This window comes from Kribbella sp. NPDC051586, assembly GCF_044453965.1.
GTDB lineage: Bacteria > Actinomycetota > Actinomycetes > Propionibacteriales > Kribbellaceae > Kribbella.
Genome location: NZ_JBITDF010000004.1, coordinates 849,445 through 862,338 on the forward strand (window position 1 = coordinate 849,445; position 12,894 = coordinate 862,338).

Here is a 12,894-nt window from a genome sequence, read left to right on the forward strand (position 1 = left end):
GACCGATCCGTGGGGCTTTGCGTGGTGGATCCGTGGTCAGCACGGATGTGGGCCGCGGGTCGCCGGCGCGAAGGTCGTCGTACCAGAACAACTCTTTGGAGGCAGCGATGAGTACAGCGATGACCAGGACAACGACGGTGACGCGAAGGGTCCGGCCCGGCACGGTTGCGCTGTGGGTGGTGCAGGTGGTCCTGGCGGCGATGTTCGTGATGGCGGCCCTGCCGAAACTGTCGGGGGACCCGGTGATGGTCGACATGTTCGGCGCGGTGGGTGCCGGTCAGTGGCTGCGGTACGTGGTCGGTGTGCTGGAACTGGCCGGGGCGATCGGACTACTGGTGCCGCGGCTGTGTGGTCTGGCCGCAGGCGGTTTGGCGCTGCTGCTCGTCGGCGCGAGTCTCACCAACATCTTCGCGCTAGGTGCGTCGCCGGCCATTCCGATCGGCTATCTGCTGGTCGCGGCCGCCATCGCGTGGTTCCGGCGGGCGTCGATCCGAGTGGCGGTCCGGCGATGACGATCGCGGCGTTCGACGGGCTGCTGACCCGGCCCGGGGATCCGGCCTACGACGCCGGCCGGGCGGTCTGGAACGCGATGGTCGACCGCCGGCCGGCCCTGATCGCGCGGTGTGCGAGCACAGCGGACGTGGTGGCCGCGCTCCGCTACGGACGGGCGGCCGGGCTGGAGATCGGGGTCCGGGGCGGCGGGCACAGCTTCCTCGGGCTCCCTGTGGTGGAGGGCGGTCTGCTGCTTGACCTGTCTGCGCTGAACTCAGTGCAGGTGGATCCGGTCAGCCGCCGGGCCCGGGTCGGTGGCGGCGCATTGCTGGGCGCCCTCGACCTGGCCAGTCAGCGGTACGGGCTGGCCACCACCGCCGGGAACGTCTCGCACACTGGCGTAGGCGGACTGACCCTGGGCGGTGGGGTCGGCTGGCTGGCCCGAGCCCATGCCCTGACCTGCGACAACGTCACGTCGTACGAGCTGGTCACCGCGAACGGCGCCGTACTGCGGGTCACCGAGACCGAGCACGCGGACCTGTTCTGGGGACTGCGCGGTGGAGGCGGGAGCTTCGGCGTCGTGACTGCGTTCGAGTTCCGTCTGCATCCGGTCGGCACGCAGGCGTTGACCGTCGACCTGTTCTACGACCTCGACGATGCCGGTACGGCGTTACGCGGCTGGCGGGACCTGTTCGCGGACGCGCCGCGGCAGGCGACGCCGGTGGCCCGGGTCGGCCGACGGGAGGAGTACGGCGGTCGCCCGATGGCGAGCATCGGATACGTGTGGGTCGGCGATGTGGAGGAAGGGCTCCGGCTGCTCCCGTCGTACGAGGGGATCGGCAAGCCGGCCGGACAGCGGGTCCGGGAGCTCAGCTATCTGGACCTGCAGACGGAGTCCGACGACGACGAGCGCCACGCCCGGCGTCGCTACTGCAAGGGCCACTACCTACAGTCCCTGCCGGACGCGGCCATCGACGCTTTCCTTGCCTGGGACAACAACCCGGGCGCACGGCTGACGCTGAACGGCGGCGCCATCGGTGACGTGCCGGACAGCGCGACGGCGTACAGCCATCGCGATGCGCTGGTCGAGTTCACCACCGGGGACGACTGGACCGATCCCGGCGAGGACGCGACCCGCGTCGCCGCGGCCCGAACCTACGCCGCCGCGCTCGAGCCCTACACCAGCGGCAGCTACGTCAACACCATCGCCGACGAGGACCCGGCCGCCGTGCACCGCGCGTACTCCCCGGAGAAGCTCGCCCGCCTGCACCAACTCAAGGACACCTACGACCCGGAGAACGTCTTCAACCAGACCGCGTTGAAGTGCTGACCCACCGACCGGCACGAGAGCGCCGGTCGGCAGGGCACGATCACCAGATGCGGACGCGGTCCTCGGGCGCGAGCCACATGCCGTCCGAGTCCGCCGTCCGGTAGGTGTTGTGGAAGGCGTCGATGTTCTTCACGACTGCGTTGCAGCGGAACTCCGGCGGGGAGTGCGGGTCGATGGTGAGCCGGCGAGCCGCTTCCTCCGGCCGGGTCTTCGTGGCCCAGGCATGCGCCCACGCGGCGAAGAACCTCTCACTGCCCGCAGCGTCGGCCGCGCCATCAGCCTCGGCCCCAGCTCGGGACAGCTCGTAGGCTACGTAGGCGATCGACAGCCCGCCCAGGTCGCCGATGTTCTCGCCGAGGGTGAGCTTGCCGTTGACCTTCTGGCCAGGGGTCTCGGCCGGCTCCAGGGCGTTGTACTGCGCGACGAGCTTGTCGGTGCGCTGCTCGAAGGCGGCGCGGTCCTCGTCGGTCCACCAGTCGTTCAGGTTGCCGTCGCCGTCGTACCGCGAGCCCTGGTCGTCGAAGCCGTGGCCGATCTCGTGCCCGATCACCGCGCCGATCGCGCCGTAGTTGGTCGCGTCGTCGGCGTCCAGGTCGAAGAACGGCGGCTGCAGGATGCCGGCCGGGAAGACGATCTCGTTCATCCGCGGGTTGTAGTACGCGTTGACCGTCTGCGGCGTCATCTTCCACTCGTTGCGATCGACCGGCTGACCGAGCTTGGCCAGGTCCCGTGCGGTCTCCACCGCGATCGAGCGGCGGACGTTGCCGAACAGGTCGGTCGGGTCGACGTCCAGGGCCGAGTAGTCCTTCCACTCGTCCGGATACCCGATCTTCGGCACGAAGGTGCCGAGCTTGTCGAGCGCCCGCTGCCGGGTCTCCGGGCCCATCCAGTCCAGCGCCTCGATCCGCTGCCGGTACGCGGCCACGAGGTTCTGCACGAGGTCGACCATGCGGGCCTTCGCGGACGGCGGGAAGTGCTCGGCGACATACAGCCTGCCGAGGGCTTCTCCCAGCGACTGCTCGACCGCGCCGACCCCGCGCTTCCAGCGCTCGCGCAGCTCGGGCGCACCGGTCAGGGTCTTGCCGTAGAAGGCGAAGTTCTCGTCGACGAACGCCTGGCTCAGCAATGGCGCCGCGCTGTGCACGACCCGCCAGCTCAGCCACTCCTTCCACCGGTCCAGCTCGACCTCCTGCAGCGCTGCCGCTGCGGCGGTGAGGAAGTCCGGCTCGCGCACGACGACCTGTGCGAACGCGCTCTCCGGCACACCCGCGCCGGCCAGCCAGGTCGCCCAGTCGAAGCCCGGCGTGAGCTCCTCCAGCCCGGCCCGGTCGAGCTTGTTGTACGTCAGCTGCACGTCCCGGTCCTTCACCCGGTCCCAGTGGCCGTCGGCGATCCGGGTCTCCAGCTCAAGGATCCGCCCCGCGGCCCCGGCCGGGTCAGCCAGTCCGGCCAGCTCGAGCAGCTTCGCCACGTGTGCGACATACGCCGTACGGATCTCGGCGAAGTTGTCGTCGTGGTAGTACGACTCGTCGGGGAGGCTGAGGCCGCCCTGGGTGAGGTGGACGATGTTCTCGTCGGACTTCTTCGCGTCGGCGTCGACCCAGTAGTGGAAGACGCCCGGCACGCCCTGCAGCTCGAGCTGCCCGAGGACCGAGACCAGCCCGGCCAGATCCTTGGCGTCGCCGACCAGCGCGAGCTGCTCGGCGATCGGATCGGCACCCAGCCGCTCGATCGTCTCGGTGTCCATGAAGCTGGTGTAGAGGTCGGCGATCTTGCGCGGCTCGCTGCCCTCGGGGTGGCCGGCCGCGGCGGTCTTCTCGACGATCGCGCGGACGTCCTGCTCGGCGGTGTCCCAGAGCGCGTGGAACGCGCCGTGGATCGCCTTGTCCGCGGGAATCTCGTGCTCCGCCAGCCACGTCCCGTTGACGAACCGGTACAGGTCGTCCTGCGGCCGCACCGCGGCGGCCGGCCCCGAGCTGTCGATTCCTGCTGTCATCCCTGACCCCTTTTGTCCCATGTCCAGTTGCTGTCAGCGAACATACCCGGTTCGCGATCAGGCCGGTCTGAACTATCCACAGGATCCAGCCGTTCTCCCAGGTAAGAACACGGATCAGGGAGGACCCCGCCAAATGCCACACCTCGTCCGTCGACTCACCACAATGCTCATCGCCCCCGCCTTACTGCTCGGGCTCGTCAGTGCCCCGGCAGCGACCGCTGCTCCAACCTCCTTCCCCACCCGGATCGAACTGCCCGACGGGTTCCAGCCCGAAGGCATCGCGATCGCGCGCGGTACGGCGTACTTCGGCTCACGTGCCGACGGGGACATCTACGCCGCCGATCTGCGGACCGGACGCGGCAAGGTGATCAGCCAGGGCCCGGGCACCGGCTCGCTCGGGATGAAGGTGGACCGCTTCGGCCGGCTGTTCGTCGCCGGCGCCGCCGGCGGGAACGGCCGGGTGATCGACACCCGCACCGGCAAGGTCCTGGCGAGCTACACGTTCACCACCGCGACACCGACGTTCGTCAACGACGTCATCCTCGGCAAGGATGCGGCGTACTTCACCGACTCGCAGCAGCCCGTCTTCTACAAGGTGTCGCTCCACCGGCTGAACGCGAAGCCCCGGACCGTCCCGCTCAGCGGCGACTACCAGCACCTGCCCGGCAACAACGCGAACGGCATCTCACTCACGCCGGACGGCCGCGCCCTGATCATGGTTCAGTCGTCGACCGGCTTCCTGCTCCGGGTCGACCCGCGCACCGGCGTGGCCAGGCGGATCGACATCGGCGACGCACTGATGACCAACGGCGACGGTCTGCTGCTGATCGGCCGCACGCTGTACGTCGTCCAGAACCTCTCGAACCAGATCTCGGTCATCACGCTGAACAAGTCCGGCACTAGGGGCACGGTGGTCGACCAGCTCACCAGCCCGGACTTCGACGTACCCACGACGGTCGCCGCCTTCGGGAACCGCCTGTACCTGCCGAACGCCCGCTTCTCGACGCCACCAACTCCTACCACGCCGTACTGGGTTACCGCGGTGAGCCGTTCCCGAGTGCGGTAGATCGTCCTACCTTGATTGGGGAGGCAACATGAACAAACGCACCATCACGGCTGTCATCGGGCTGTCGGCACTCCTGCTGGGCGGCATCACCACGTCGAGCGCGGCTGCCGCCACACCGCCGGCGTCAGGTCCTACTGTCGTCAAGCACTCCGTCGACGACGGCCACTGCGACCAGATCCGCTTCCTGACGCCGCAGAAGCAGTAGCTCAGCCGGCTGTGCGGAGGCTGCCCCGGGCGGCGGCCTTGAGGCGGCTTCCGCACGACAGACGCACGGAGTACCCGGCCGGGATCGACAGCGGCTCACCGGTCTGCGGGTTGCGGCCGGTGCGCGGCGCACGCAGGACGCGCTCGATGCTGAGCAGACCGGTCAGCGACACCTTGTCGCCGCGCTGCACAGCCTCGGTGACGACGTCGCCCAGGGCGTCGAGGACCTTCTCGGCCTGGTTCCGCGGGATGCCTGCCTTGTGTGCCACGCCGGCGATCAGTTCATTCCGGTTCACGGCTCTCCTCCGACTCGATTCACTTCCGAGCGGCACCTTAACCGAAATGATTGTCGTTAGCGAGAAGTCATCCGCATACCGGTCAGACCGCCGTCGGAGCGTCGTCACAGGGCCGTCACAGGGCCGTCAGAGACCGTCGCGGTCGTGCCAGTGGTTCTGCCAGCGGGCGTCGATGGCGTCGCCGGCGAGCTGGTACCGGATGTCCGTGGACAACCGTAGCTCGCTCGACACGTTGTCCAAGGCGGCGTGGACCGTGTGCGCGGTGTGGATGACCACGTCTCCGGCCGCGTAGTCGGTGACCAGCCAGTCGGCGTCGTACTCCGCGGCGAGAGCGGGCAGGTCCGCGGTGATGGACGCCGCCGGCCGCTTGAGCCGCCCTGCGGCCTCCTCCTCGAGCACGCGGTGGTGACTGCCCTGGAGATAGGCCAGTCCGCCGCGGCTGACCGGGCAGTCGCCCAGCGGGATCCACGCGGACAGCACCTGGTCGGTCCCGTCCCGCAGGTACACCAGGTCGTAGTGCGCCTGCGTCGCCGTACCGATCCCGTTCTCCCCCGGCGCTGTCTGCCGGATGATCTTCCGGCGGTGCAGGAACGGCTCACCGCCGAGGAACCACTCGAACCAGCCCTTCAACGCCGGCTGCGCACAGAAGGCCGCGTACTCCGGCCCCGGCACGATCTCCTCGAACAGCACCTTCCGGTACGACGCCCTGTCCGTCGCAGCCTGTGTCAGCGCGAAGTAGTACTCGCGGAACTCCTGCACGACCGCAGGGTCGAGCAACCCGGTCAGGAACAGGTACCCGTCGCGCTGCAACCGGGACCGCAGCCTCGCCCGATCGCCACGCTCTTCCGCGGGCGCAGCGACCAGTTCACCCAGTCGCCGCTCATCCAGCACGTATCCGTTAGACGTCAGCACATGTCCATTCCACCCGGTGCCCAGCCAGGAGCGGAATGGACAACACTGTGGACCTTCTTGGACTCTTGTGACGTGCCAGACTGGTCGATCTACCTGACTCCGGGAGCTATCGAGCGCCGACTTGGACTCTTCTGCCTCGGTGCCGGCGAGCAGACGCACGGCTCGGAGAACACCAGAGAACGCGCTCTCGGTTGCCACGCCCTCGTGTGGCTCAAGGAGGGCCGCGGGCAGCTCCTGCACGGGCCAGATCGGCAGCTGCACGAGGTACGCGCACCTGCGATGCTCTGGCTCTTCCCAGGCGTCCTCCACGGCTACCAACCGGCAACAAGCTGGCGCCAGGCGTGGACTCTGTTCAGCGGGTCAGCTGTCGAAGCGCTCACCACACTCGGCCATGTGGACGTCAACCGACCAGTCCGTCGCTTCGCAGACGCCAGGCCTGTAGACCGCGCATTCAGCCGACTGCTGCGCGTCAGCACGCAACACAACCCCGTGCAGCTCACAGGCGCTCTCTACGACCTGCTCGCTGCGGCTGCGACCGCTACGGGCGACGACGTGGCCACACGGCTCGCCGAGCTCGCGTGTACGCCGATGAGCGTTCAGGACTACGCCAGTGAGCTCGGCCTCACCGTGAAGGAGCTGCGCGATGCAGTGCGCCGTACGACTGGCTCAACCCCACATGAACTGGTATTGACCACAAGACTGAGCAATGCAAAGGTTTTGCTCGCCGAGGAGGACCTGCCCGTTGCAGTGGTCGCCAGACGGGTCGGATACGACGACCCGGCGTACTTCACCCGCCTCTTCACCGCCAGGGTTGGGATGCCGCCGGGCGCGTTCCGGCGTTCTGGTTCGCTCTCGGGGCGGATTTCCTCCCTTTGAGGGAGGCGGGACCTACTTTCCGACGTGTAAAACCATTCAGGGGGGTGACGTGTTCGGGGGCCGGACACCGATACGGTCGTGGCTATGAGTGAAACGCAGCCCATCGACCCGCGATACGCGAACCGGTCGCCCAAGTCGGCCGGCAGGCCGAAGAAGCGGCGCAACTGGTTCCTCCGCACCGTCGGACTGATCGTCCTGCTGTTCGTTCTCATGCTGATCGCGGTCCCGCTGTACGCGTGGGGCCGGATCGACAAGATCGAGGCGATGCCCACCGGCACGCGGCCGGCCGACACACCCGGTACGACGTACCTGATGGTCGGGTCGGACGCCCGCGAGGACCTCAGCCGGGCCGAGCGCGCCCGGCTGCACACCGGCGGCGACGCCGGGCCGGCGCGGACCGACTCGATCATGCTGATGCACGTCCCGGAGTCCGGGCCGACCGTGCTGATCAGCATCCCGCGCGACAGCGCGGTCAACATCCCGGGCGTGGACGGCAAGCAGAAGATCAACGCCGCGTTCAACAAGAGCCCGGCGCTGCTGATCCAGACCATCGAGAACGTCACCGGGCTGCGCATCGACCACTACGTCGAGGTCGGCTTCGGCGGCTTCGCGTCGGTGATCGACAGCATCGGCGGGATCAAGATGTGCTTGCCGAAGGCAATGAGCGACGACAAGGCGCACATCAACCTGCCGGCCGGGTGCCAGAAGCTCGACGGCGTCAAAGCGCTCGGGTACGTGCGGTCCCGTCACGCCGACAACCAGAACGACTTCGGCCGGGTCGAGCGGCAGCGGCAGATGGTCGGCGCGATCGCGAAGAAGGCGAGCTCGCCTTCGACGTTCCTCAACCCGGTCCGGTACTACAACGTCGCGACCAAGGGCGTCGACGCGCTCACCGTGGACAAGGACATGGGCCTGCTGGACTTCATCCGGTTCGCGCGGGGTATGCGGGCGATCTCCGGCAGCGGTGGGATCACACTGACCGTGCCGGTCAGCGACGACAACTACCAGCTGTGCTGCAACCGGGGCGACGCCGTGAAGTGGGACACCGCCAAGGCGAAGGCGCTCTTCAACGCGATCAAGGAGGACAACACCTCCGGCCTGAAGAGCAGCTGACCCTCCTGGTCCACGCGGTGGTAAGCCTGGGGACGCACTGGGACATGTGGTGAACACGCCGTACCTGCCCTTGGAGTGGATGGATGAAGCTGGAGGACCTGGCCGGGTTGCGGCTGTCGTACGACGCCGTGGGGTCGACGCGGTACGACGAAACGCCTGAGGGGTATCACCGTTTGGACCACCGGGAGCGGATCGGCCGCGGGGACGAGGTGTTCCGGCGGGCGGCGGACGCGTTGCTGGGCTGGCGGATGCAGCCCGCGGCCGGATTGCCGACGACCGCGACCGACGTCCCCGCACAGATCGGCACCAACTCCCTCGGCCGCCTCGGACCGGGCCTGCTGATCGGCCGGTCGCCGCTCGCACGCATCGGCCTCCCGGTCCCCTGCCGAGTCGTCTGGATCGTCAACGAGCCGGACCGCATCGGCTTCGCGTACGGCTCGCTGCAAGGCCACCCGGAGGCCGGCGAGGAGTCCTTCGTCATCACCCGCGACCCGGACGGCATCTACTTCACCATCCGCGCGTACAGCCGCGGCGCCACCTGGTACACCCGCTTGGCCGGCCCGCTCGCCCGCAAGGCCCAGCAGTACGCCGCCCACCGCTACACCAAGGCCCTGCAACGCCTGGCAACCCCATAGCAAAGGCCCCGCAAGCTCATACCTTTGCGGGGCCGCGACCTTTTTACCCCGGGCGGGCAAAGCGTGGGTTGAGCGACACGCGAACAGTGGGCGACAACCCGGGGTGCACGGCGGTTGCCGGAACTGGAATGCTGTGGCGGGTGAGTCCCAAGACGTTGACGGATCTGGTGGCGCCGGACTGGGCCGAGGCTTTGGCGCCGGTCGAGGACACGGTCGCGAAGATGGGTGAGTTCCTGCGCGGCGAGATCGCTGCGGGGCGGCCGTATCTGCCGGCGGGTGAGAACGTGCTGCGCGCGTTCAAGCAGCCGCTGGAGCAGGTGAAGGTGCTGGTCGTCGGCCAGGATCCGTACCCGACGCCCGGACACCCCGTAGGGCTCAGTTTCTCGGTGGCACCCGACGTACGGCCGATTCCGCGGAGCCTGGCGAACATCTACCGCGAACTGATGGCGGACGTCGGCGTACCGGCCCCGTCCAACGGTGACCTGACGCCGTGGGCCGAGCAGGGCGTGCTGATGCTCAACAGAGTGCTGACCGTGCAGCCGGGCAAGTCCGGTGCGCACCGCGGCAAGGGCTGGGAGAGCGTCACCGAGCAGGCCATCCATGCACTGGTCGACCGCGATGGCCCCCTGGTCGCGATCCTCTGGGGCCGCGACGCCCAGACGCTTAAGCCGATGCTGGGCACCACGCCGTACGTCGAAAGCGCCCACCCGAGCCCCATGTCCGCCGACCGCGGCTTCTTCGGCTCGCGCCCCTTCAGCCGCGTCAACGCCCTCCTCGAACAGCAAGGCGCGACCCCGGTCGACTGGCGCCTGCCCTAGGGGCACTCTGAGGTGCATGACCCGCTTTGTGATCGATGCACCCACACTTCTGCACCTGGTCGACGCCGACCTGACCGTCGGGCCGACCCACCAACTCGTGGCTCCTAGCTCGATCCGCTCCGAAGCGCTCGAGCGGCTGCTGCACGACGTCCGCCAGGGCACCCGGACCGAGAAGGACGCCCGGCGGCTGCACACGCGGATGACCGAGGTGAAGATCCGCGTGCTGGGCGACCGGGTGTCGCGCTGGACGGCGTGGAAGATCGCCCGCGACCAGGACTGGAACACCCTCCGCGACGCCGAGTACCTGGCAGTCGCGAAGCTGCAGGCGGATGCCCTGGTGACGGTCGATCCGGAGCTCGCGGCGAAGGCCGAAGGGATGGTCGCGGTCGAACCGGTAGCGAACTTGTTCGAATGATGCATTGCAGGATCGTTCAACAATCTCCTATGGTGAGCGGAATCGCCCTGTCCCTCCGGGAGGAACCATGTGGGTTCTGCTCGCCATTGCGGTGGTGGTCGTCGGGTTCGCGCTCCGGATCAACTCGATGCTGGTCGTCACCGCGGCCGGGATCGTGGCCGGCCTCATCGGCGGCCTGTCTCCGGTCAAGATCCTGAACGCGTTCGGCGACGGCTTCGCCGGTAGCCGTTCCGTCACCGTCTTCATCGTCACTCTGCCCGTCATCGGTCTGATCGAGCGCTACGGCCTGCAACACCAGGCCCGCAAGCTGATCAGCAAACTCAAGGTCCTCACCACGGGCCGGCTGTTGGCCCTCTACATGCTGATCCGGCAAGGCACCGCCGCGGTCGGCCTGACCAGCATCGGCGGCTACGCGCAGGCAGTCCGGCCGCTGATCCATCCGATGGCCGCCGGTGCGGCCGAGCGCAAGTACGGCAAGTTGCCGGAGAAGATGCAGGAGAAGATCAAGGGCTTCGCGGCCAGCTCCGACACCGTCGGGGTCTTCTTCGGTGAGGACATCTTCGTCGCGGTCGGCTCGATCCTGCTGATCACCGGCTTCGTCGACACGACGTACGGCCTCAAACTCGAAGCGATCGACATCGCCGTCTGGGCGATCCCGACCGCCATCTGCGCGCTGCTCATCCACGGCTCGCGGCTGTGGTTGCTGGATCGCACGCTCGACAAGATGGCCGCTCAGGCCGACGCCGAGGCCGCAGACGAGGAGGCGGCCCGGTGATCAAGGTCGAGTGGTTCTACTGGCTGTGCGGGATCTTCTTCCTGCTGATCGCGATGCAGGCCTTCAACGACCGGACCAACCGCAAGCGCCTCGGCAGCGCGGCGTTCTGGGGCATCCTCGGACTGTCGTTCTGCTACGGCACGTTCGTGGTGCACAAGCAGGCGCCGTCCTGGCTCCTCGGCATCGCGGTGATCGGTATCGCGGTCCTCGCCGGCGCGGGCTTCCCCGGCCGCGGTCAGGAACGTACGACGACGCCGGAGCAGCGCGCGCGCTTTGCCGACAAGTTCGGCAACAAGCTGTTCCTGCCGGCGCTGGTGATCCCGGTGGTCGCGGCGATCTTCGGCGCCTGGCTCGCCAAGGTGAAGCTCGGCAACGGCAAGCCCCTGCTCGAGACCGGCTCGGCCACCATCATCGGTCTCGGCGTCGCCTCGATCCTGGCGCTGATCGTCGGCATGGTCCTGTTCCGGCCGAAATCTCCGGCCGTACCGCTGCACGAGGGCCGACGGCTGCTCGAGCACATCGGCTGGGCCGCCATCCTGCCGCAGATGCTCGCCACGCTGGGCCTGCTGTTCACCGCGTCCGGTGTCGGCAAGGCGGTCGGCCGTGTCACCGATCACGTGATCCCGAAGGGCTCGCTGATCGCTGCCGTCGCGCTGTACTGCATCGGGATGGCGATCTTCACGATCATCATGGGCAACGCGTTCGCAGCCTTCCCGGTGATGACGGCCGCGGTCGGCTGGCCGCTGCTGGTGCAGCAGTTCCACGGCACGCCGGCAGTGGTGTTCGCGGTCGGCATGCTCGCCGGCTTCTGCGGCACGCTCTGCACGCCGATGGCCGCCAACTTCAACCTCGTTCCAGCAGCGCTGTTGGAGATGAAGGACCAGTACGGACCGATCAAGGCTCAGATCCCGACAGCAATCCCCTTGCTGGCTTGCAACATCGCCATCATGTACATCTTCGCGTTCTAAGGAGTGCTATGAAGTACGCCGCCGCCTGGGCCGACATCGCCTGCACGGTGCTCGAAACGCCGTACCCGTACAGCGCCACGCATGCGTCGACCGGCCCGGACGACGTCGACGTGACCCCGGATCGCCTGCACCCTGCGTTCCACGGGTCCTACGACTGGCACTCCAGCGCACACATGCAGTGGTCCCTGATCCGGTTGCTCACGCTCGCACCGGACCAGGTCGGCCACCGCCCGGTCGAAGTACTCGACAAGCGACTCACCCCTGACGCGATCGTCACCGAGGCGGCGTACCTGCGGCGGACCACCTGGTACGAACGTCCGTACGGCTGGGCATGGGCGGCGATGCTGGTCGCCGCCGGCCGTCAGACGCAGTGGGCGGATGCACTCCCTCCGCTGGGCGACGCCATCGCGGACCTGGTACTCGCGTGGTTGCCGAAGCAGGCCTATCCGGTGCGGCACGGCATACATCTCAACACCGCGTTTGCGCTCGCATTGTTGTTCGAGGCGTACGACGAGCTGGGCCGCACCGACGTGGTCGACGCGATCCGGTCTCGGGCGCTGGAGTGGTTCGGGGAGGACACGGCGTACGACACGCGGTTCGAGCCCTCCGGTACGGACTTCTTGTCGCCGGCGTTGACGGAGGCCGAGCTGATGCGTCGGGTGCTGCCGGACGCGGAATTCGCGGACTGGCTGATCGCGTTCCTACCCGGGCTGGGCAAGGATGCGCACCGGCACCTGCTCGAGGTACCGATCACCGACACCACGGGCGACGGGCAACTGGCGCACTTGTCCGGCTTGGCGCTGAGCAGGGCTTGGCAGTTGCGGACGATCGCACCGGCGCTGCCTGAGATTGCCGACGTACTGAAGGCTGGCGCGGATCGCCAGGTCGAGTCAGTGCTGCCGACTGTCATCGGTGGGGACTTCATGTCGACGCACTGGCTGGTGTCGTTCGCTCTCCTGGCTGATCAGGCGTAGACGTCCCGGTCCCGCGAAGGCCGG

At 68.1% G+C, this 12,894-nt stretch carries 15 protein-coding genes; 12 read left to right on the top strand and 3 right to left on the bottom strand.

The annotated features are described in order from the left end of the window. Positions 1 to 107: 107 nt before the first annotated feature. Together ACIA58_RS30910 and ACIA58_RS30915 are read left to right on the top strand one after the other, a co-directional pair. A complete protein-coding gene (locus tag ACIA58_RS30910) occupies positions 108 to 512 on the top strand; it encodes a DoxX family protein (protein ID WP_396407331.1) in 405 nt (134 codons plus the stop codon). Then, positions 509 to 1,822: an FAD-binding oxidoreductase gene (locus ACIA58_RS30915; protein ID WP_396407332.1), complete on the top strand. Its 1,314-nt coding sequence runs from the start codon at positions 509 to 511 to the stop codon at positions 1,820 to 1,822. Before ACIA58_RS30910 ends, ACIA58_RS30915 begins: the two co-directional genes overlap by 4 nt. A 40-nt stretch (positions 1,823 to 1,862) precedes the next feature. On the opposite strand, the gene ACIA58_RS30920 is transcribed toward ACIA58_RS30915, so the two are convergent. After that, a complete protein-coding gene (locus ACIA58_RS30920; RefSeq protein ID WP_396407333.1) occupies positions 1,863 to 3,818 on the bottom strand; it encodes a M13 family metallopeptidase in 1,956 nt (651 codons plus the stop codon). 163 nt (positions 3,819 to 3,981) lie between these two features. Here ACIA58_RS30920 and ACIA58_RS30925 point away from each other — a divergent pair, with 163 nt between their 5' ends. Beyond that, positions 3,982 to 4,884: an SMP-30/gluconolactonase/LRE family protein gene (locus ACIA58_RS30925; RefSeq protein ID WP_396407334.1), complete on the top strand. Its 903-nt coding sequence runs from the start codon at positions 3,982 to 3,984 to the stop codon at positions 4,882 to 4,884. A 28-nt stretch (positions 4,885 to 4,912) separates the two neighbouring features. Further along, positions 4,913 to 5,089 carry a hypothetical protein gene (locus ACIA58_RS30930; RefSeq protein ID WP_396407335.1) on the top strand — a complete coding sequence of 59 codons (177 nt, stop codon included), beginning with the start codon at positions 4,913 to 4,915 and terminating at the stop codon, positions 5,087 to 5,089. Between the two features lies 1 nt (position 5,090). On the opposite strand, the gene ACIA58_RS30935 is transcribed toward ACIA58_RS30930, so the two are convergent. Both ACIA58_RS30935 and ACIA58_RS30940 read right to left on the bottom strand, forming a co-directional pair. Then, entirely contained in the window at positions 5,091 to 5,384 is a 294-nt protein-coding gene (locus tag ACIA58_RS30935; protein WP_396407336.1) for an HU family DNA-binding protein, read from the bottom strand. Positions 5,385 to 5,510: 126 nt separating this feature from the next. Then, complete coding sequence (locus ACIA58_RS30940; protein ID WP_396407337.1) at positions 5,511 to 6,296, bottom strand: phytanoyl-CoA dioxygenase family protein; 786 nt, start codon at positions 6,294 to 6,296, stop codon at positions 5,511 to 5,513. Here ACIA58_RS30940 and ACIA58_RS30945 point away from each other — a divergent pair, their 5' ends adjacent. The 8 genes from ACIA58_RS30945 (at position 6,297) to ACIA58_RS30980 (ending at position 12,870) form a co-directional block, all read left to right on the top strand. Continuing rightward, positions 6,297 to 7,172: a helix-turn-helix domain-containing protein gene (locus ACIA58_RS30945; protein WP_396407338.1), complete on the top strand. Its 876-nt coding sequence runs from the start codon at positions 6,297 to 6,299 to the stop codon at positions 7,170 to 7,172. A gap of 84 nt (positions 7,173 to 7,256) precedes the next feature. Then, the gene (locus ACIA58_RS30950; RefSeq protein ID WP_396407339.1) at positions 7,257 to 8,285 is read left to right on the top strand and encodes an LCP family protein; all 1,029 of its coding nucleotides are present in this window, start codon (positions 7,257 to 7,259) and stop codon (positions 8,283 to 8,285) included. Positions 8,286 to 8,368: 83 nt separating this feature from the next. Continuing rightward, positions 8,369 to 8,920 carry a DUF1990 family protein gene (locus tag ACIA58_RS30955; protein ID WP_396407340.1) on the top strand — a complete coding sequence of 184 codons (552 nt, stop codon included), beginning with the start codon at positions 8,369 to 8,371 and terminating at the stop codon, positions 8,918 to 8,920. Between the two features lie 128 nt (positions 8,921 to 9,048). After that, positions 9,049 to 9,738: a uracil-DNA glycosylase gene (locus tag ACIA58_RS30960; RefSeq protein ID WP_396407341.1), complete on the top strand. Its 690-nt coding sequence runs from the start codon at positions 9,049 to 9,051 to the stop codon at positions 9,736 to 9,738. 16 nt (positions 9,739 to 9,754) lie between these two features. Beyond that, a complete protein-coding gene (locus ACIA58_RS30965; RefSeq protein WP_396407342.1) occupies positions 9,755 to 10,153 on the top strand; it encodes a type II toxin-antitoxin system VapC family toxin in 399 nt (132 codons plus the stop codon). Positions 10,154 to 10,220: 67 nt separating this feature from the next. Then, the gene (locus tag ACIA58_RS30970; protein ID WP_396407343.1) at positions 10,221 to 10,928 is read left to right on the top strand and encodes a DUF969 domain-containing protein; all 708 of its coding nucleotides are present in this window, start codon (positions 10,221 to 10,223) and stop codon (positions 10,926 to 10,928) included. Beyond that, positions 10,925 to 11,896, top strand: a complete 972-nt coding sequence (locus tag ACIA58_RS30975) for a DUF979 domain-containing protein (RefSeq protein ID WP_396407344.1) — start codon at positions 10,925 to 10,927, stop codon at positions 11,894 to 11,896. The genes ACIA58_RS30970 and ACIA58_RS30975 overlap by 4 nt, the downstream gene beginning before the upstream one ends. A gap of 8 nt (positions 11,897 to 11,904) precedes the next feature. Then, a complete protein-coding gene (locus ACIA58_RS30980; protein WP_396407345.1) occupies positions 11,905 to 12,870 on the top strand; it encodes a DUF2891 family protein in 966 nt (321 codons plus the stop codon). Positions 12,871 to 12,894: the final 24 nt, after the last annotated feature.

Coding starts and splice junctions, on each gene's coding strand:
- ACIA58_RS30910 (WP_396407331.1), top strand. CDS start 108: ATGAGTACAGCGATGACCAGGACAACGACGGTGACGCGAAGGGTCCGG.
- ACIA58_RS30915 (WP_396407332.1), top strand. CDS start 509: ATGACGATCGCGGCGTTCGACGGGCTGCTGACCCGGCCCGGGGATCCG.
- ACIA58_RS30920 (WP_396407333.1), bottom strand. CDS start 3,818: ATGACAGCAGGAATCGACAGCTCGGGGCCGGCCGCCGCGGTGCGGCCG.
- ACIA58_RS30925 (WP_396407334.1), top strand. CDS start 3,982: ATGCTCATCGCCCCCGCCTTACTGCTCGGGCTCGTCAGTGCCCCGGCA.
- ACIA58_RS30930 (WP_396407335.1), top strand. CDS start 4,913: ATGAACAAACGCACCATCACGGCTGTCATCGGGCTGTCGGCACTCCTG.
- ACIA58_RS30945 (WP_396407338.1), top strand. CDS start 6,297: ATGTCCATTCCACCCGGTGCCCAGCCAGGAGCGGAATGGACAACACTG.
- ACIA58_RS30950 (WP_396407339.1), top strand. CDS start 7,257: ATGAGTGAAACGCAGCCCATCGACCCGCGATACGCGAACCGGTCGCCC.
- ACIA58_RS30955 (WP_396407340.1), top strand. CDS start 8,369: ATGAAGCTGGAGGACCTGGCCGGGTTGCGGCTGTCGTACGACGCCGTG.
- ACIA58_RS30960 (WP_396407341.1), top strand. CDS start 9,049: ATGCTGTGGCGGGTGAGTCCCAAGACGTTGACGGATCTGGTGGCGCCG.
- ACIA58_RS30965 (WP_396407342.1), top strand. CDS start 9,755: ATGACCCGCTTTGTGATCGATGCACCCACACTTCTGCACCTGGTCGAC.
- ACIA58_RS30970 (WP_396407343.1), top strand. CDS start 10,221: ATGTGGGTTCTGCTCGCCATTGCGGTGGTGGTCGTCGGGTTCGCGCTC.
- ACIA58_RS30980 (WP_396407345.1), top strand. CDS start 11,905: ATGAAGTACGCCGCCGCCTGGGCCGACATCGCCTGCACGGTGCTCGAA.